General features: G+C 40.4%; 18 protein-coding genes. 5 read left to right on the top strand and 13 right to left on the bottom strand.

All coding sequences use genetic code 11. From position 1 onward, the window contains the following. Positions 1–2: 2 nt before the first annotated feature. The 3 genes from Xind_RS08545 to Xind_RS08535 form a co-directional block, all read right to left on the bottom strand. Positions 3–1,307, bottom strand: a complete 1,305-nt coding sequence (locus Xind_RS08545) for an HAAAP family serine/threonine permease (RefSeq protein WP_187649856.1) — start codon at positions 1,305–1,307, stop codon at positions 3–5. A 936-nt stretch (positions 1,308–2,243) separates the two neighbouring features. After that, complete coding sequence (gene ybjG / locus Xind_RS08540) at positions 2,244–2,852, bottom strand: undecaprenyl-diphosphate phosphatase (RefSeq protein WP_047683675.1); 609 nt, start codon at positions 2,850–2,852, stop codon at positions 2,244–2,246. A gap of 474 nt (positions 2,853–3,326) precedes the next feature. After that, positions 3,327–3,590, bottom strand: coding sequence for a GrxA family glutaredoxin (locus Xind_RS08535; protein WP_047683672.1), 264 nt, complete (start codon positions 3,588–3,590; stop codon positions 3,327–3,329). A gap of 266 nt (positions 3,591–3,856) precedes the next feature. Between Xind_RS08535 and Xind_RS08530 the strand changes: the two genes are divergently transcribed. From Xind_RS08530 to rlmC, 3 genes are all read left to right on the top strand, one after another. Then, the gene (locus Xind_RS08530; protein WP_047683708.1) at positions 3,857–4,168 is read left to right on the top strand and encodes a YbjC family protein; all 312 of its coding nucleotides are present in this window, start codon (positions 3,857–3,859) and stop codon (positions 4,166–4,168) included. 80 nt (positions 4,169–4,248) lie between these two features. Beyond that, the gene (locus Xind_RS08525) at positions 4,249–4,764 is read left to right on the top strand and encodes a type III secretion system chaperone family protein (protein ID WP_047683669.1); all 516 of its coding nucleotides are present in this window, start codon (positions 4,249–4,251) and stop codon (positions 4,762–4,764) included. A gap of 24 nt (positions 4,765–4,788) precedes the next feature. Next, positions 4,789–5,922 carry a 23S rRNA (uracil(747)-C(5))-methyltransferase RlmC gene (rlmC, locus tag Xind_RS08520; protein ID WP_187649855.1) on the top strand — a complete coding sequence of 378 codons (1,134 nt, stop codon included), beginning with the start codon at positions 4,789–4,791 and terminating at the stop codon, positions 5,920–5,922. Positions 5,923–6,030: 108 nt separating this feature from the next. On the opposite strand, the gene artM is transcribed toward rlmC, so the two are convergent. From artM to cspD, 6 genes are all read right to left on the bottom strand, one after another. After that, a complete protein-coding gene (gene artM, locus Xind_RS08515) occupies positions 6,031–6,699 on the bottom strand; it encodes an arginine ABC transporter permease ArtM (RefSeq protein WP_047683663.1) in 669 nt (222 codons plus the stop codon). After that, positions 6,692–7,414, bottom strand: a complete 723-nt coding sequence (gene artQ, locus Xind_RS08510) for an arginine ABC transporter permease ArtQ (protein ID WP_047683660.1) — start codon at positions 7,412–7,414, stop codon at positions 6,692–6,694. Before artQ ends, artM begins: the two co-directional genes overlap by 8 nt. Before the next feature lie 14 nt (positions 7,415–7,428). After that, positions 7,429–8,166, bottom strand: a complete 738-nt coding sequence (gene artJ / locus Xind_RS08505) for an arginine ABC transporter substrate-binding protein (protein WP_047683657.1) — start codon at positions 8,164–8,166, stop codon at positions 7,429–7,431. A 96-nt stretch (positions 8,167–8,262) separates the two neighbouring features. Further along, positions 8,263–8,991 (bottom strand): arginine ABC transporter ATP-binding protein ArtP, encoded by a 729-nt coding sequence (gene artP / locus Xind_RS08500; RefSeq protein WP_047683654.1) that lies wholly within the window; start codon positions 8,989–8,991, stop codon positions 8,263–8,265. A 224-nt stretch (positions 8,992–9,215) separates the two neighbouring features. Beyond that, positions 9,216–10,118 carry a LysO family transporter gene (locus Xind_RS08495; protein WP_047683651.1) on the bottom strand — a complete coding sequence of 301 codons (903 nt, stop codon included), beginning with the start codon at positions 10,116–10,118 and terminating at the stop codon, positions 9,216–9,218. Positions 10,119–10,712: 594 nt separating this feature from the next. Next, positions 10,713–10,943, bottom strand: a complete 231-nt coding sequence (cspD, locus tag Xind_RS08490) for a cold shock-like protein CspD (RefSeq protein ID WP_047683649.1) — start codon at positions 10,941–10,943, stop codon at positions 10,713–10,715. 324 nt (positions 10,944–11,267) lie between these two features. On the opposite strand from cspD, the gene clpS reads away from it, so the two are divergent. Further along, the gene (gene clpS, locus Xind_RS08485) at positions 11,268–11,588 is read left to right on the top strand and encodes an ATP-dependent Clp protease adapter ClpS (protein ID WP_047683646.1); all 321 of its coding nucleotides are present in this window, start codon (positions 11,268–11,270) and stop codon (positions 11,586–11,588) included. A 31-nt stretch (positions 11,589–11,619) separates the two neighbouring features. Further along, the gene (gene clpA, locus Xind_RS08480) at positions 11,620–13,905 is read left to right on the top strand and encodes an ATP-dependent Clp protease ATP-binding subunit ClpA (protein ID WP_047683643.1); all 2,286 of its coding nucleotides are present in this window, start codon (positions 11,620–11,622) and stop codon (positions 13,903–13,905) included. Between the two features lie 132 nt (positions 13,906–14,037). Here clpA and infA read toward each other — a convergent pair whose 3' ends face one another. From infA to cydD, 4 genes are all read right to left on the bottom strand, one after another. Next, complete coding sequence (infA, locus tag Xind_RS08475; protein ID WP_002211347.1) at positions 14,038–14,256, bottom strand: translation initiation factor IF-1; 219 nt, start codon at positions 14,254–14,256, stop codon at positions 14,038–14,040. A gap of 154 nt (positions 14,257–14,410) precedes the next feature. Beyond that, positions 14,411–15,100, bottom strand: coding sequence for a leucyl/phenylalanyl-tRNA--protein transferase (aat, locus tag Xind_RS08470; protein WP_047683639.1), 690 nt, complete (start codon positions 15,098–15,100; stop codon positions 14,411–14,413). An 8-nt stretch (positions 15,101–15,108) separates the two neighbouring features. Beyond that, entirely contained in the window at positions 15,109–16,851 is a 1,743-nt protein-coding gene (gene cydC, locus Xind_RS08465) for a heme ABC transporter ATP-binding protein/permease CydC (RefSeq protein ID WP_047683636.1), read from the bottom strand. A gap of 2 nt (positions 16,852–16,853) precedes the next feature. Continuing rightward, a complete protein-coding gene (gene cydD / locus Xind_RS08460) occupies positions 16,854–18,623 on the bottom strand; it encodes a heme ABC transporter permease/ATP-binding protein CydD (protein ID WP_047683633.1) in 1,770 nt (589 codons plus the stop codon). Between the last annotated feature and the right edge of the window lie 104 nt (positions 18,624–18,727).

The raw sequence follows: 18,727 nt of genomic DNA, 5'->3' as shown, positions 1-18,727 counted from the left end.
CATTACATCACAGAATAAATGGCTGCTGAAATGGCGATTAAACCTGTAACAATGACAAAGATATTGCTTGGTTTGTCTGCATATTTGCGCATAGCTGGAACTTTATGAATAGCATACATTGGCATGATGAACAGGATCATGGCAATGATTGGTCCACCCAGAGATTCAATGATGTTCAAAATACTTGGGTTAAGTGTTGCAATAATCCAGGCACTGATTAGCATGAACAAACTGGTGATACGATTCAGCGTCTTGTGCTGAATAGTTTTTCCTTGTGTGCTCAGTGCCTTGTTAATGATGCCATTAAAACCTTCACGGGCACCCAGATAGTGACCAAGGAATGATTTGGTAATTGCGATAAAGGCAATGAACGGTGCAATGTATTCAATGACTGGTGCATTAAAATGGTTAGCCAGATAAGACAGAATAGTAATGTTTTGTGCTTTGGCTTCTGCCAGATTTTCAGGTGACAGGCTTAGTACGCAGCTAAAGACGAAGAACATGACTGTCAGTACCATCATGATGTGAGCATAGCCCAGAATGCGTGAACATTTTTTTTCCGCATTTTCACCGTACTCTTCACGTTTTGCTACAGCAAATGCAGAGATGATGGGGGAATGATTGAAAGAGAAAACCATTACTGGGATCGCTAACCACAGGGTGAACAGCAGACCATGACTATTGGTTGAAGATACGGCATTTTCCAGTGATAAAGTATCAAAGATAGCCGTGTTCCAGTGGGGGATCAGATACAGAGCCAGAAGCATCAAAACGGTGACAAATGGGAATACCAGGACACTCATTGCTTTGACAATCATTTGTTCGCCGAAACGAATAATGCTCATAACGCCCAGGATCAATAACAGCGCCAGCAGTGCACGAGGCGGAGCATCCATATGTAGCTGGTGGGTAATAAAACTTTCTACCGTATTGGTTAGCGCAACACTATAAACCAACAGGATAGGGTAAATTGCAAAGAAGTACAGAATGGTGATTAAAAAACCTGCCACTTTACCGAAATGTTCTTCTACCACGCCAGTGATATCTTCGCCGCTATTTTTGCCGGACAGGACAAAGCGACACATGCCACGGTGGGCAAAGAATGTCATCGGAAGTGCAAGCAGTGTCATGATGATAAGTGGTATTAACCCACCAATACCGGCGTTTATGGGAAGAAACAGAACGCCAGCGCCAATGGCTGTACCATATAATCCTAACATCCATACAGTGTCTGATTTACGCCAGGTAGAATGATCGCTTTTGCTGAAAGCAGAGGATGCGATTGAACCTGTTTGAGATGTGTCCATAAATATCTCCGAAATAACGCGGTAAAGTAAAATTTAAAAATTGCTAAACCCGCACATTAATAAAATGCGCGAGTTGGATTCGTTATATGAATAATAAATTGTCAGATATTGTTCTGATGTTTATTTAAACACTTTTATTTCTACATTAATAATATTGCCTAAAATATGGTCATTTTAAGCAGAGGATTCGAGATCCAGTTTAGTTCTAATTTTTGATGTTTAAATCAAAAAAACTTAATCACAGACTTTTGCTAGGGGGAATATAATTATTTTTAGTAAAATGTACCGTGATCGCTCTCGCAATTGTAAGATTTATATCGTAAAGTTAATATGTTATGAGTTCTTATGATGATGTTAATTAAATATTAAATAAGATGTATGAATAAAAAAATGGATAATAAATATCATTAATTAGATTTCAACATTCTGTGTTCGTTTACTATTCCTGATTTTTTATTAAAATATTAATATATTATTTTTCATGAGGGATTTCAGTTCTGGCTTAATATAATCCTTATCTCTTTAGCTATAAATTCTTTCCTCTATATTTTACTGTATCAGTATGAAATAACAGTAAAATAATAATGACTTTTATTTTGGTTTGAAATGTGTGCTGTATGATTGGGATTTTGGTTTCATTAATATTATGAATTAATAATCTTCTTGATGTTTAAAAGATGTTGAATAAAAAAAATCAAACAAGGTTTGATTTGTAAAGAAAGAGTAATCTTATTACAGTTATATAATGTTATATATAACGAAGTGCTTTATATCGATTGCTGATCTATTTATTTTTTAGATAACACAGAGGATTTGTCAAATGAGAAGTTATTGTGTACAGCCACACTACTCACTTTCTTAATCATAGTTCCCCCAGTTACAAGATCTCAAGTCTCTGGGGGAATCCATTTTCTGTTGCGATGTTGAGAGCTTGATTTAACTTTGTACCCAACCTCGTCTGATTAAAAAGGCACAGCAGAATTGGTAAAGGCAGGTTAGTTTGCTTTGCAAGCATGCTCCATAGAGGTGCCAGAATATTTGGGAAAATGCACATCCCATTAGGCTGACCAAAAATGCGCCAAGCATATCAATTGGCCAGTGAACTCCGACATAAACTCTGGCCCAGACAATAGCGCAGGCAATCACCATCAGACAAAAACCTGACCAGATGCGGTGCCAGAAGATAAATGCTAGTGCAAAAGTAAACACGGCTGTACCGTGGTTACTGGGGAAAGAAACTGTTGGCGCATGAGCAAGAAAATTATGACCAACACCTTCAACAAAAGGGCGTGCATGTGGAACCAGCATTCCAATAATTGCTGAAACTGTTATTGCAAAGGCAAATGCAATACAAGATTTACTGACAACAATGCGCTGGTGTGAGATAGCGTCTTTTTCCCCCCAAAGCCAGCAAACTACCAAGGTGATGGGGTATACATACACCAGATATTTTGCAACAAAGATTGAAAACATGATCATACCTGGTGATGAATCTGGTGTAGCATTGATAAGAGTAAACAAATCGTGGTTCAGTTGTTCTAGCAAAATGAGCCTCACACGTGCATTGAAGTAAGAATATGATAACGTGCTTTATCAAATACTGTGCAAAACAATAATTTTATCATGTGGTTTAGTAAAGAGATATCGCCTAAATTCGTCATGTTGTTTAATACTGATTAAAATTGAAGTGAGTAAATAATGTATTGATGTGTGCATGTTCCTTATGACTGTTCTTTTCTTGTAAAAACAAAAAATTCCGGCATAAACAAAAAACCCGATAGTCTTTAACCAAAGGGGATGACTATCGGGCTCCTCAATATGGGGACATCAAAGAAAAGCAGTGGCACTAATTCAGACTGTGTGAAAACATGAAAGTTCTCAAGATCGAAAAAAAATTACTGAATTTTTTCAGTGCGGCGGTAGATTGAGAAGTATGGGGCGGAGTTTTGTTGAATAATTAGGCGCATGCCGCTATCCAGAAAGAGAATTTTTCTCTCACTTAAATAGCGGATGCTACGATTATTTGTATAGTTCCAGATTTTCTTTGGCGTAGGCTTCAAAATCTGTACAGCCGCCAATATGTTTTTCATCAATGAAAATTTGAGGAACAGTCTCAACAGGTTTACCTACTGTTTTTGATAAGTCGTCTTTGGTGATGCCTTCTGCCCAGATATCAATATAACGGTAGTCAAAATCTTTGCGCTCTGTTTTTAATTTTTCAGCCAGCTCCTTAGCGCGGACGCAGTATGGACAACCGGGACGACCAAAAATGACTGTGTACATATAAAATAAACTCCTTATTGGTAATAGCCATGGACTACATAGGTATGTCATCTTGGGTTACTATGCCTGTAAGAGCGGGTAAAAAAAAGCAGGAATTTCCTTTCGCTTTAATCAGCCCCACCAATTAGACCTCATGGATTTCAAGATGTAGCCAACAAAAGAGGTAACTTGAAGGACAAAGGATATAGCAGATATTTATGTATGGTAGCCTGATGAGAACGGTTAAAAAAACATCTCACATATCAGATTTGGAAGGTAGTCAACAAATGAAGAAAAGTACATCGAAAGAGATGCGTTCGTTGGCTGATATGCCAAAGCTGGTTATTTTATTAGAAATATTGGGAATTGGGTTGTTGGCTTTAGTCTATTTGTCGATAACTGGTAGCATAATTCTATCGCCTTTATTAATGACGACAGAAGCACACATTGCTATGATCTTATTGGGTATTGGTTGTTTGATACCCGCAGCTATCCATATTATCTGGCGTGCGATCTATAATCTTTCTTTCTTAGGAATTGATCATAAGAAAGCAAGTAAAAATCATCAGATTGGCTCTGATGAAGAAAAAACAAAATAGGTTAACGATTTCATGTTGCTATCCTAGTCGTGTTTTCTGAAGGTAGCATATGTCACTTTTAGTCATATGAGGTTGATTCAATGGATTCTATGGTTATCCCAAATTTAGCAACATTACGTAATTGGCTTGATAAACTCAAAATCTCTTATTTTGAGAATGAAGCAAGTCCAGTATTACATTTGCCTCATATGCAGAACATTGATGGCTTGTTTGATGCCAAGCTTGATCTGTTAGGGGAGGTTGTCTTTTTCTCCGCTTTGGCGGAGGTCAGGCCAACTGCGATTATTCCATTAGTGGCAAATTTGAGCCAGATTAATGCCAGTTCCCTTACTGTTAAGGCATTTCTTGATGTTCAGGACGAAAATTTACCCAAACTGATTGTTTGCCAGGCATTTCCTATCGCTGCTGGTATGACTTTCCAGCAATTTTCTCATTTTATGAAGCAGAGTGAGGAACAAATTGCTAATGTGATCTTTGAAGTTCACAGTAATAATTTCCTTTATGTTAATAGTGACATGGAAAACGAGATGGAAATGGAAGTAGAAGATGAAGAATCACAAACTTCAACAAAAACATCAACGTTTACCTTGCACTAATATTTTTTAATGTGGTTTTTTACAATGCAGTGTGCGCAGTATACCGCGGGGCATTGTCACTCCTGCCAGTGGCTTGATAAGTCCTATTTAAAACAATTGTCTGATAAACAAGAACATTTACAACAACTTTTACAACTATCATCAATAACGTGCTGGCAACCTCCTGTTGCCAGTCAACTTACTGAATTTCGTAATAAAGCTAAAATGGTAGTGAGTGGCAGTGTTGAGCGTCCGCTACTTGGGATGTTGCACCGGGATGGTAGGACAGTCGATCTTTGCGATTGTCCCTTATATCCACAACATTTCCAGTCAGTACTCGAAGTAATAAAAGTATTTATTGCTAAAGCGGGATTAGTTCCATACAACGTTGCACGTAAAAAAGGTGAGCTCAAATATATTTTATTGACCGAAAGTCGTGCTAGCAGAGAAATTATGCTGCGATTTGTGTTGCGTTCAGAAACCAAGTTGGAACAGTTAAAACGTGCTTTACCGTGGTTACAAGAACAATTACCACAATTAGTGGTGATTTCCGCAAACATTCAGCCTGTTCATATGGCGATCCTGGAAGGTGAAAAAGAGATCATTTTCACTGAAAAGAACATGCTACAGGAAAATTTTAATAATATTCCGTTGTATATTCGCCCCCGTAGCTTTTTCCAGACTAATCCCGATATTGCTTCACGACTCTATGCAACTGCCGGGCAGTGGGTCAGAGAGTTGAATATAAACAGTATGTGGGATCTGTTTTGTGGAGCAGGTGGTTTTGGCCTGCATTGTGCAGATGAAGAGACAAGGCTGACTGGTATTGAAATCAGTGAGGAAGCTATTGCTTGTGCGAAGAATTCGGCTAATAGCCTTGGACTTAAACATGTTGAATTTCAGGCGCTGGATTCTACACGTTTTGCTCTTGATAAATCTCAGCTCCCTGAGTTGGTGCTGGTTAACCCTCCACGCAGAGGAATGGGTAAGGCGCTTTGCCAATATCTTAATCGTATGGCTCCTAAATTTATTCTTTATTCAAGCTGTAATGCTGAAACTATGGCAAAAGATATTACTATGCTCGAACGATACCGAATAGAGAAAGTACAATTATTCGATATGTTCCCCCATACAGAGCATTATGAAACGCTGGCATTATTAGTTATTGTTGGCAATTAACCGGAATGAGAGATATTTCCATTGTTGATAACAGCTTGTTGGTAATAGATTACTGATAACAAATAGCAATCAACAATGGAAGTGAAAATAACAATAATACAGATAATCTTAATTACGTTGCTCAAATAATAAGGTGCGTCGTTCAATCAAGCGCATGAGTAATGTTAAAAGGCCATTTATACAAAGATAAATAATACCTGCGGCAACAAATACTGTTGCATCATAGCTGCGGCCAAACTGGAGTTGGCTGTATCCCATTATATCCAGCAGCGTTATCGTACTGGCCAATGAAGTGCTTTTGAAAATTAATACAACCTCATTCGAATAGGAGGAAAGTGCTCTTTTGAGGGCATAAGGTAACAGAATGCACAGAGAATGCGTTTTTGACATCCCAAGAGCATAGCAGGATTGCCATTGTCCGGCCGGAATTGCTTTAACTGCACCATAAAAAAGTTGAGTCGAATATGCTGCACTATTTAATGCTAATGTCACCATAGCGCAAAGCCATGGTTCGGACATGAGTTGCCATAACCATGGATATGCTTTCAGTGACGGAAATTGTCCTGGGCCGTAGTAAATCAAAAAGAACTGTACGAGCAAGGGGGTTCCGGTAAACAGTGTGATGTAGCCTTTCACCAATTGCGATAATACCGGCAGTTTCATCGTCAGAATAGCAGTCAGGGTGACAGACATCATAAATGCTACCAGCAATGCGGTAACAGTCAGACTCAGGCTGGTTTGTAAACCTGGTAAAATATCCTTTACATACTCAAACATCAGAAGTACTCCGTTCAAAATGAGTAGCGCGCACTTCAAGTCGTTTGAGGATAAATTGGCTCACCAATGTAATAAGCAGGTAGATAGCGGCGGCAACCATATACCAGGTGAATGGTTCTTGTGTGCGGGTGGCAATACTTTTTGTTTGTAACATCAGATCATTAACACTTATCAGTGAGACCAACGCTGTGTCTTTCAATAAGACTAACCATTGATTACCAAGCCCCGGCAAAGCATGGCGCCACATTTGCGGCATAATTAAACGAAAAAAGATATGGCTTTGGCTTAACCCTAATGCTTGCCCGGCTTCTCGTTGCCCTATCGGGATTGCTTTCAATGCTCCCCTTAGTGTTTGAGAGGCATATGCAGAATAAAGTAGAGAGAGGGCAATAACACCACAAAGGAAAGGGCTGACATCAAAACTGTCAATTTCCATTTGTATCCTGAATTGCCACACCACAAGATTGATATCAATTCCTTCTGACAGGGTGATCAGAAGTTGTGAACTCCCAAAATAGATAAAAAGAACCACTAAAATTTCAGGTAGTCCACGGATCAAAGTAACCCAGCAGGATCCTAGAAATGCAAAGAGTTTCCAACGGGAAGATTCCCAGGTAGCAAAAAGCATTGCCAGAATCAGACCAGCTACCAGAGATGCAATAGCAAGGCCGACGGTTATACCAGCGGCACTGATTAAAGATTGAAGTTCATTCATAAAGATTCAGCTAATTATTGTTCAAACCAGACCTTGTAGATAGTGTCATAAGTGCCATCTTGCTTAATTTCAGCCAGAGCCTGGTTCAGTTTGTTCAATAAGACGGTATTACCTTTACGAACAGCTATACCTAAACCTGTACCGAAATAATTTTTGTCAGTAACTTTTTCGCCAATAGTACCCAGTTCTTTATTCTTTTTTAGCCACACATTAACAACAGCAGTATCACCGAATAATGCATCAATACGCCCATTTTTCAGATCAAGGATCGCATTTTGATAGCTGTCATAAGGAACACTTTTTAGCTCCTTATGCTGTTCCATGAGATATTTTTGATGTGTTGTGCCGTTTTGAGTACCTACTAGTTTTCCTTTAAGTTCAGTAAGTTGTGAATATTTTCCTTTGGCAGTGACAAATATGGCCGAGTTGTCATAATAAGTATCAGTGAAATCAACTTGATTCTGTCTGTCAGGCGTAATATCGATACCTGCCATCAATACATCAACGCGGCGGAATTTCAGGCTAGGAATGAGACTATCGAATGCTTGGTTGGTGAAGGTACATTCGGCATGGATCCTTTTACATATAGCGTTTGCTAAATCCACATCGAATCCCTGTATTTTATTATTTTCATCAATAAACTCAAAAGGAGGATAGGTTGCTTCAGTGGCAAAACGGAGTGTTTGTTTTTCTGCTGCGGTCGCGGATAGTGTTATTGAACTTAGTAAGGCTGCAAGTAATAATTTTTTCATTGCCATGTCCTGTAATTCATGCGCATGTGGTTGATGAATGTTATTGGTATTTTTTTGTTAACGAGTTATCCGATTGGCTGAATTAATATAGTAGGTTCAGTGTGCTAAATAATTAGCAAAAGCTTCTGTATGAGGCTCCAAAAAATGGCTTGCATCACCTTTTTCTATAATTCGTCCTTTCTCCATGTAGATGAACTGACTTGCTGTTTTACGGGCAAGCTCTACCTCATGTGTCACGATAATTTGTGTGATCCCGGTTTCTGCCAACTCTTTTATTATGTCAACGACTTGAGATGTGATTTCTGGATCAAGTGCAGCAGTGGGTTCATCAAACAGCAGAACTTGAGGTTCCATCATCAACGCTCGTGCAATGGCGACACGTTGCTGTTGTCCGCCTGACAAATGTAATGGAAAACGATTGGAAAACTCTTCCAGACGAAGACGGGAGAGTAATTTTACCGCTTTTTCCTGCGCTTGTTGTTCAGGTAGTCCTAATACTCGACGGGGAGCTTCAGTCAGGTTATCCATTACGGTCAGGTGTGGCCACAAATTGTATTGTTGGAAAACCATACCCACTTTCTGCCGTAGGACACGGATTTCTTTTTCACCAGGGGGGTGTTTAAAGTCAAATTGATGCTGTGCCACACTTAACTGACCAGAACGTGGCATCTCCAGTAAATTCAGGACTCGTAGTAAGGAACTTTTGCCCGCGCCACTAGGCCCTAGTAATACTACGGTTTCTCCTGAAGCACATTCGAAATTGATATCAAATAAAGCCTGATGAGTTCCATAGAAGTAATCGATGTTTTTTAATTGAATTTTCATGCGAAAAATATGAATGGTTAACTGATTGATGGGATATTAATCTTAAAAGAATAACTATGCAATATTGTCTGTATAAGATTGTTGTTTTAGTCAGTTTAATAGGTTAACTAATCATGTCGCTGATATTTTTTTGGTTTTTTTGTTCTCTAACATGTTTTTTCTGATTAAGTATTATGCTGTTAAATGATGGTGCGAATTTTTTATACCAAAAACATGAGCTAAGTCTACTGGGTAAAAAATGCAATAAATATAGGTGTCATTAAGCTCAAAATGAAACCATGAACGATAGCAGCGGGTACGATACTCAAACCACCACAGCGTTGTAATATGGGTAATGTGAAATCTATTGATGTAGCTCCGGTTAAACCCAATGCCGTAGAACGGTATCGATTGATTAGTATGGGGATAAGCATAATTGATGCCAGTTCACGAGCCAAGTCATTGAAAAAAGCCGTACTGCCTAATACTGGCCCATAGGCATCAGAGAGTAAAATGCCAGAAAGAGAATACCAGCCATAGCCAGATGCAACGGCAAGGCCTGTTTTGGTCGGTAGCCCTAGAAGAAAAGCAGCCAGTATACCGCCTAAAAGAGAACTGACCGCAACAACGATAGCAACAATGGTTCCACGGCGATTAATCAGGGTCTGTTTCAGGGTCATGCCGTTATTGCGTAGCTGAATCCCGACAAGAAAAAGTAAAAAAATTAAAGTGATTTCACTGGCTTTGCTGGCAAAATGAAACCATGACCATTCCGTCAGACCAAATAAAAAACCCAATATTAGAGCACCACATAATTTAATGGAATCAAACGCCATATGCAGACGGGAAGGAGGGCTTTCTTGCTTATACTCTGCAATAATCCACGGTTTTCTTTTATCCAACAGGAAAAGTGCCAGTAAATTAGTTGTAAAGATGCACAGAAAAAATGTCATTGCATATAGCAAGATAGAGAGTAGGTTATTGCCCAGATCTTCCAGCATAGCAAGGCTGATGCCCATGAAAACGAGGATGAGGTAAACCATGACATTGAGCAGTTGGTGAACCCTGGTAAGTATCATTTTATTATTTAGACGGATCAGATAACCCAGGCTCAATGGAAGGAGGATAATTAGTAATCCTGAATACATGTCACAATCCTTATTATAATAAATGTCTTTTTATCTGTTTTTATACCCTTTATCTTACGAGTTTCATTATTAGCTACATTCATACTTATGGCCGCAGCAGGTAATCTATCGGGTATACCTTTAGCTGGTCATAAAAACCCAAAAAATGATAACAACAATAAATTTACACTGTAATAACAAGTAGGATAAAGGGAAAGCCACTGAAAATCAACGCGTTTTTTACTATATGATAAGGATGAAATCATTAAATAAAATGAAGTGATTTTGATACTGAATAGAAGAATATTTTCCTGAATTGTATAGCAATTTCTGACCTTAGGTAACAATCAGTTGTTACTGACATTTAATGAAAAAACTCTCCTGATTCTTACATCTATTTCATTTACATCTAATTTATTTACATCTAACTCATTTATATCTATCGTGGATAGACAATTGGCATATTAGAGTTGATAAGAATAGAAAACGTGAGATGTTGTGCCAAGCTTATCGTTGATTTTAGATCCTTAGCCAGAGAAAAAATGATATGGATAATGGATAATAACACGCCACAGATAACGTTTGTTTACCTGTGGCGTGGAAATTAAGAATTGATTACTCTTTTCTTGATTTTAAGCCATCTTCCAAAGGAACAATAAGACTGGCATGAGTGCCTTTAGGGCCTTGATTAACACTGAAATTCACTTTTTGTCCAGCTTTCAGCGTCCTATAACCATCCATCTGAATAGTTGAATAGTGAGCGAATATGTCATCGCCACCGTCAGTCGGACAAATAAATCCAAAGCCCTTTGCATTATTGAACCATTTAACTGTGCCTGTTTCCATACTTCTCTATCCCTCGTATTATGATTTCGGATTCAGGAATCACTAAAAATTTCAGGATCATGAACAGTCGTTCAGCTAGGAATGGTGTTCATAAAATACACTGTAGTGAAATTCATTTCATCGTCAAGCATAGAAATAGCGTCAAGTTGTCTCAAATTGTTAAAGTTTGATATAGATAACGGTATCAGATTTTCAGGTGGAAGACTTGTTCTGATCGTCTACGGGAATAAGCAGAGTGCTTTATGCAGTGATAAAATATATAGAGGTAGAACGAATTAGTTCATACTAAAATCCGGTAGAAAGATAATACTCAGTGGAAAGACAATGAGTCAGTTTTATAACAGTTTGAATTTTGAAGAATTTATTGAAGATAAAGAAAAGCAAGCGTTACAGCCTCCATCAATGTATAAGATTATTCTTAACAATGATGATTATACCCCTATGGAGTTTGTGGTTGACGTATTGCAAAAGTTCTTTTCTTATGATGTTGAACGAGCAACGCAACTAATGCTGGATGTCCATTACCAAGGGAAGGCTATTTGCGGTATTTATACAGCAGAGGTCGCAGAAACTAAGGCTGCGCAAGTGAACATGTATGCGAAGGAGCACGAGCATCCGTTACTTTGCACGCTAGAAAAGGTCTGATCTGGCTTATTGATTTTGGGAGGAGGTGCTTATGCTCAATCAAGAATTGGAGCTTAGTCTCAACATTGCTTTTGCCAAAGCAAGGGATAACAGACATGAATTTATGACTGTAGAGCACCTGTTGCTGGCGTTGTTAAGTAACACATCAGCGCGAGAAGCACTGGAGGCTTGTAAGGTCGACTTGGCAATATTACGCCAAGAATTAGAAAATTTTATCACTCAAACAACCCCTTTACTATCTGAGAATGATGATCGAGATACACAACCAACGTTGAGTTTTCAACGTGTTTTGCAACGTGCGGTATTTCATGTTCAATCTTCAGGGCGCTCAGAAGTTTCTGGGGCAAATGTGTTAGTTGCGATTTTTAGTGAACAGGAATCTCAGGCGGCTTATTTACTGCGTAAGCATGATGTTAGCCGACTGGATGTTGTGAATTTTATATCTCACGGAACACGTAAAGATGAACTCGATAGTGAGCTTCATCACAACGTTAATCCAGTTCAGGAAGAACAAGTGATAGGTGAAGATCGATTGGAGAATTTCACTACAAACCTGAATCTGTTAGCGCAGAAAGGGCAGATTGATCCACTTGTCGGACGTCAGCATGAATTGGAAAGGACAATTCAGGTGCTATGTCGTCGGCGTAAGAACAATCCTTTGTTTGTGGGTGAATCCGGGGTTGGTAAAACAGCGATTGCGGAAGGGCTTGCATGGCGTATTGTACAAAAAGATGTCCCTGGGGTGATGAAAGATTGTACGATTTATTCATTGGATATTGGTTCGTTACTGGCAGGAACAAAATATCGTGGCGATTTTGAGAAGCGCTTCAAAACCTTGTTAAAAATATTAGAACAAGATAGTAAAAGTATTCTCTTTATCGACGAAATTCATACTATTATCGGAGCTGGTGCTGCTTCGGGCGGGCAAGTGGATGCCGCTAATCTGATTAAACCGCTTTTATCCAGCGGTCGTATTCGGGTAATTGGTTCAACAACTTATCAAGAATTCAGCAATATCTTTGAGAAAGATCGCGCTTTGGCTCGGCGGTTTCAGAAGATTGATATTCTTGAACCTTCTTCTGAAGAAACGATACAGATTATTCATGGCTTACGAGCCAAATATGAAGCACATCATGATGTCCGCTATACATCGAAAGCTATTCGGGCTGCTGTTGAGTTATCCGTGAAATACATTACTGACCGCCATTTGCCGGACAAAGCTATTGATGTCATTGATGAAGCAGGAGCTCGAACAAGGTTAGTCCCGGTCAGCCGTCGCAGAAAGACAATCAATGTTTCAGACATTGAATCTGTTGTGGCTCGTATTGCCCGTATTCCTGAGAAAACAGTTTCAGCCAGTGATAAAGATGTATTGAGAACACTGGATGATCGTTTGAAGATGTTGGTTTTTGGTCAGGGTAAAGCAATTGGAGCATTAACAGAAGCCATTAAAATGAGTCGTGCTGGTTTGAGGCAGGAGTATAAACCAGTTGGTTCTTTTCTATTTGCGGGACCCACAGGGGTTGGTAAAACTGAAGTGACAGTCCAGTTAGCCAAAGTACTTAATATCAAGCTACTGCGGTTTGATATGTCTGAATATATGGAACGTCATACTGTGAGCCGCCTGATTGGCGCACCACCAGGTTATGTTGGTTATGATCAGGGGGGGTTATTGACAGATGCGATTATCAAACACCCTCATTCTGTATTGCTGCTTGACGAAATAGAGAAAGCTCATCCTGATGTATTCAATATACTGCTGCAAGTTATGGATAATGGAACATTGACTGATAACAATGGCCGGAAGGCGGATTTCCGTAATGTTATTTTAGTCATGACAACCAATGCCGGGGTGCGTGAGACACAGCGTAAATCCATCGGTTTCAGCGAGCAGGATAATAGCATTGATGGTATGGAAGAAATTAAGCGAACCTTTACCCCTGAATTCCGTAATCGACTTGACAGCATCATTTGGTTTGATGCACTTTCTGCGGAAGTTATTCAGCAAGTAGTTGATAAATTTATTGTTGAACTACAAGCTCAGTTGGATGAAAAAGGGGTTTCTCTGGAAATCAGTACAGATGCCCGTCAGTGGTTATGTGATAAAGGGTACGATAAAGCGATGGGCGCTCGTCCTATGGCTCGCGTGATCCAGGATAGCCTGAAAAAACCTTTAGCCAATGAATTGCTGTTTGGTTCCTTAGTACATGGCGGATCTGTCAGGATTACTCTTGATAAAGATAAGCAGGCACTAAAATACGATTTCAAAGGTGTACAAAAGTCGAATAAGAAAAAATCAGAAGATGCCGTGCTATAAATAAGTATGGAAACGATAGAATAAATATGGAAAAAAATAAGTACGGAAAACACTGGCCGTATGATTAAGAGTGACACCACAGGAGAATGTTGAAAAAACACATTTACCTGTGGTGTTAAGAAGGTATGTGAATCAGCGGCTACGGAAGACGATACGGCCTTTGCTCAGGTCATATGGAGTTAGCTCAACTGTAACCTTGTCTCCAGTCAGGATGCGGATGTAGTTCTTACGCATTTTGCCTGAAATATGAGCAGTAACGACGTGTCCATTTTCTAGTTCGACACGGAACATGGTGTTTGGCAGTGTATCTAACACAGTGCCTTGCATTTCAATATTGTCTTCTTTGGCCATCTAATCCTCTAAATGTAACAACCATAGTTTTTAACCGGCAAGATAATGCCGAAAAACCCTCATTATGTAAAGGAATGTCGTATTTTAAACCATCATTTTCCTCATAATGGAATTGACACTCCCACCGTAAACAGCATAAATCACCAAGTGTTGATTATAATTCCAGCACTTGTGTATCCCAGCAGCCTTCCTGCAATGATTGTTTTTTACATTGCTCAAGATACTGGAGAAATTCTCTCCTTGGAATATTTTTCGCGCCCAGTGCCTCTGTATGGTGATTTAACACCTGGCAATCAAACAGCTGACCGCTATGACGTAAAAAATGATGATAGAATGCCACAAAAGCACACTTGGATGCATTCTCCATTTTGCTGAACATCGATTCACCACAAAATAGCGTTCCTACACTAACACCGTATAATCCACCAACAAGCTGGTGTTTGTGCCAGACTTCAACCGAATGAGCCATACCTTCCTGATGCAAGGTTTGATAACCGTGCTGAATATCAGCCCCGATCCACGTACCTTCTTGTCGCTGACCACAACCATATATCACCTGATCGAAAGCATAGTTTACCGTAATTTGATAAGGATGTTTGCGAATAAAACGTCGCAGAGTACGTCCGGTATGTAATTCTCCAGGGATCAAAACCGCTCTGGGATCCGGAGACCACCATAAGGGGGGCTCATCAGGCGAAAACCATGGGAAAATTCCCTTACTATAAGCTGCTTTTAAGCGTTCTGCACTCAAATCCCCTCCGAATGCTAACAGACCATTCGGCTCTGCTAATGCATTGGTTGGATGAGGAAATTCATATGAGTTATCCAATTGAGCTATCAACATAAAAGTTATCACTCCTGCTCAGGATAATACTGCCGTTGATAGAATTGGTAATAACGTCCTTGCTGGGACAGTAACATGTCGTGTTGCCCTTGCTCAATGATACGCCCCCCATCCATTACACAGATACGATCCATGTATTGTAAGCCAGTTAACCGATGGGTAATTACAATAAGCGTTTTATTTTGGCAACTATCGCGTAATAGCGACAGAATTTGTTGTTCAGTATCTGCATCAAGCCCTTCTGTCGGCTCATCCAGAAGCATAAGTGGAGAATTATGCAGCAATGCCCTGGCAATACCCAAGCGGCGTTGTTCTCCACCAGAAAGTTGGCGCCCACCTTCGCCCATCCAACAGTTTAGCTTTTCATTGTTGTCTAGCAAGTTTCCCAATCCGACCTGCTTTAACACTGCTGTTAATTCTTCATCAGTAGCATCTGGTTTTGCCAATAACAAATTTTCGCGCAGAGTATGGCTGAATACATGTATCCGCTGAGGAACGATAGACATTATCGATCTCAGTGTAGCTTCATCATAATGAGAGATAGGCTGTTGGTTGATTAAAATCTCTCCGTGATTAACATCCCATGCTCGGGTCAATAATTGTAAAAGAGTCGATTTACCACAGCCTGTTTTGCCCAACAAAGCAATATGTTCACCCGCTTGCAGAGCCAGAGAAATATTCTGTAATACTGGCAAGGGTTGATTAGGATAAGTGAACTCAATGTTTTTTATCTCAAGACTGAGATTATCTGTACTTTCTGGCCCGTGTGCAGGGAAGGTAACTTCGGCTTTCTGGTGCATTAACTGAGAGACACGTGTAGCTGAGGAGATAACTTGCCCCATGTGTTGGAAAGCTACAGTGACTGGCCCAAGAGACTCAAAAGCAGCGAGAGCACAGAATGTAAACAGAGCGATCAATGCTCCGGGATGATTGTTTCCGCCTATACCTGCTGCTGCCAGCCACAATATCAGTGTCACTGTGATGCCAGTGGCAAAAATCATAATGGCTTGAGAAAGCCCCGTCAGATTAGCTTGCTGCTGCTGACACTTTAACCACTTGGATTCAATCTCAGACATTGAGTGGCGGAAGCGCAGAAGAGCACCGAATACGGTCAACTCTGCCTGACCTTGTAATGCACTGGTAAGCAATGTTCGATATTGGCCGCGTAATAAAGTGATATTCCTGCCGTAAGGTTTACCCACATGATAAAACACAAAAGGTAATGTCAGTAGCAGCCCTAACAGAATACCGCCAAGGGTATAGGCAAGCGTTTTATCAAGGAACCCCAAGCCAAATGTCAGGATAACAATGACGGCAAGTGCAGCGAGAACTGGAGACATGACACGTAGGTAGAGATGATCTAACGTTTCGACATCAGCCACAACCCTATTCAATAACTCTCCCTGACGAAAACGAGCGATACCTCCCGGAGAAAGTGGCAGGATCTTCTGAAAGGTAAAAACCCGAAGATGTGCCAATACCCGGAATGTAGCATCATGGCTGACCAATCGCTCACCATAACGCCCGGCTGTGCGAAAAATAGCTGCCCCACGGACACCTGCCGCAGGCAGCATGTAATTGAAGGTATATTTTCCGGCAAATCCTGCTACAGCAGTGCCGGCAAGAAACCAACCGGACAGCGTAAGTAAGCCAATACTGGCTAGCAGGGTTACAACTGCCAAAATCATACCTAAACTAATAAGAAACCAATGGCGGCGATAGAGTGCGAGAAAAGGGAATAATACACGCATGATTAAAGCTCCACACTGCGATGAGACAACAGACGGGAAAATGCACCTTGAGATTGGCTCAAATTTTGATAGTTATCTTTTTCGATAATTAACCCGCTATCCATAACCCAGATTTGGTCGTATTTCAGCGTTTCTTCCAGTAAGTGTGTAACCAATAATGTTGTTTGCTGACCGGATGCCTGATTCAATGCCATCATCACGCGTTGTTCACTATTAGTATCAAGGCTGGCTGCGGGTTCATCCATTAACAAGAGCTGGCACGGATTTAATAATGCCCGTGCTACAGCGATACGCTGAGCCTGTCCAACAGATAGACGAGCCGCATTATCACCAATAACTGTGTTTATACCATCAGGGAGATCACAGACAAACTCATCGACATAAGCGCGTTTCATTACATCGTGGATCTGTTCTGGGGGCGCATCAAATTGACCAAGACGAATATTATCGAGTACCGTTTGTTCCGGCAGATGAGGGTTTTGTCCAACCCAACTTACTTGTTCACGCCATTTATCGAGATCAAGCTCACGCAATTCGTTTCCATTGATTTTCAATGAACCCCGGTAAGGAAGAAAACCGAGTAACACATTTATCAGTGAACTTTTTCCTGCGCCACTTTTTCCCACTAATGCAATGCGTTGATACTTATCAATTGTAAAATTTAAAGGGCCAGCAAGACGATGCCCATCATGTGACAGAATTTCCAATTCACTTGCTTCAATAGCCACTGATTTTTTATCTGATAAGGTTTTTCTGCCGCTGTATGGGGTGTGTTCCCCATTGCTGCTTAACAAGGTGAAAAGTGATTCCGCAGCGCCCACAGCCTGGGCTTTAGCATGATAAAAAGTGCCCAAATCACGCAGTGGTTGGAAAAATTCAGGAGCAAGGATAAGTGCAAGGAAACCGGCAAATAATGTCACGCCAAGGCCATAACTGCCAAAATGTAACTCTCCCAGATAAGAAAAACCAAAATAAACAGCGACAACAGCAATGGAAACAGCCGCAAAAAATTCCAATACCGCAGAAGATAAAAATGCCATACGTAGTACTTCCATTGTCCTGCGTCGGAAATCTTCTGTCGATTCGGTAATTTGTTTAATTTCGGCTTTTCCACGATGGAACAAACGCAATGTTTCGAGACCACGTAAACGATCCAGAAAATGACCACTTAAGCGACCAAGTGCAACAAAATTGCGTCGGTTAGCATCAGCAGCCCCTAATCCGACCAATGCCATGAAAATAGGGATTAATGGCGCCGTTACGAACAGAATAACACCAGCGACCCAATTGATGGGAAAGATAGTGATAAGGATTAAGACAGGGATAGTAGCCGCAAGGGTCATTTGAGGTAAATAGCGGGAATAAAAATCCTGCATGTCTTCAATTTGTTCCAGAATAATGGTCGCCCAACTACCAGCCGGTTTGCCTTTTACCCAAACAGGTCCCAATTGTGTCAGCTTATCCAATACCATACTGCGGATTTGTTGACGCACGACTTTACCGCAGATAAACCCGATGCGCTCCCGGACAGCACTGACAATGGCTCTCAGCGTGAAAGAAGCCATCAACATCAGGAATTGGTTGATGAGATTTTCACGGGGAACATTATCCATAATGAGCGCCTGAAGAATAGAAGCGAGAAGCCAGGCCTGAGTGATAATCAGTAAACCACCAATTAGCCCTAGCAGCATGGATAGACGAAGCCATCGACGGGCTGGAGCGCTTTGCTGTTTCAGCCATCGAACAAGTTCAGATTGTCTTGTTTTGTCCATAAGAAAAATTTCAGATTAGCAGATGATGATACGGCATATCAAAAAGCTGGTAATCGTATTGCCAGCTTCCGCGCACTAGCACTATATTACCTGTAAAAAGTTAC

Origin of the sequence: Xenorhabdus indica, from assembly GCF_014467235.1 — a bacterium.
Classification (GTDB): Bacteria; Pseudomonadota; Gammaproteobacteria; order Enterobacterales; family Enterobacteriaceae; genus Xenorhabdus; species Xenorhabdus indica.
This window is presented reverse-complemented; position numbering and strand designations above follow the sequence as displayed.

Bases quoted from the DNA above. Each gene is read 5' to 3' on its own strand.
- Xind_RS08545 (WP_187649856.1), bottom strand. From the start codon at position 1,307: ATGGACACATCTCAAACAGGTTCAATCGCATCCTCTGCTTTCAGCAAA.
- Xind_RS08535 (WP_047683672.1), bottom strand. From the start codon at position 3,590: ATGTACACAGTCATTTTTGGTCGTCCCGGTTGTCCATACTGCGTCCGC.
- Xind_RS08530 (WP_047683708.1), top strand. From the start codon at position 3,857: ATGAAGAAAAGTACATCGAAAGAGATGCGTTCGTTGGCTGATATGCCA.
- Xind_RS08525 (WP_047683669.1), top strand. From the start codon at position 4,249: ATGGATTCTATGGTTATCCCAAATTTAGCAACATTACGTAATTGGCTT.
- rlmC (WP_187649855.1), top strand. From the start codon at position 4,789: ATGCAGTGTGCGCAGTATACCGCGGGGCATTGTCACTCCTGCCAGTGG.
- artM (WP_047683663.1), bottom strand. From the start codon at position 6,699: ATGTTTGAGTATGTAAAGGATATTTTACCAGGTTTACAAACCAGCCTG.
- artQ (WP_047683660.1), bottom strand. From the start codon at position 7,414: ATGAATGAACTTCAATCTTTAATCAGTGCCGCTGGTATAACCGTCGGC.
- artJ (WP_047683657.1), bottom strand. From the start codon at position 8,166: ATGAAAAAATTATTACTTGCAGCCTTACTAAGTTCAATAACACTATCC.
- artP (WP_047683654.1), bottom strand. From the start codon at position 8,991: ATGAAAATTCAATTAAAAAACATCGATTACTTCTATGGAACTCATCAG.
- Xind_RS08495 (WP_047683651.1), bottom strand. From the start codon at position 10,118: ATGTATTCAGGATTACTAATTATCCTCCTTCCATTGAGCCTGGGTTAT.
- cspD (WP_047683649.1), bottom strand. From the start codon at position 10,943: ATGGAAACAGGCACAGTTAAATGGTTCAATAATGCAAAGGGCTTTGGA.
- clpS (WP_047683646.1), top strand. From the start codon at position 11,268: ATGAGTCAGTTTTATAACAGTTTGAATTTTGAAGAATTTATTGAAGAT.
- clpA (WP_047683643.1), top strand. From the start codon at position 11,620: ATGCTCAATCAAGAATTGGAGCTTAGTCTCAACATTGCTTTTGCCAAA.
- infA (WP_002211347.1), bottom strand. From the start codon at position 14,256: ATGGCCAAAGAAGACAATATTGAAATGCAAGGCACTGTGTTAGATACA.
- aat (WP_047683639.1), bottom strand. From the start codon at position 15,100: ATGTTGATAGCTCAATTGGATAACTCATATGAATTTCCTCATCCAACC.
- cydC (WP_047683636.1), bottom strand. From the start codon at position 16,851: ATGCGTGTATTATTCCCTTTTCTCGCACTCTATCGCCGCCATTGGTTT.
- cydD (WP_047683633.1), bottom strand. From the start codon at position 18,623: ATGGACAAAACAAGACAATCTGAACTTGTTCGATGGCTGAAACAGCAA.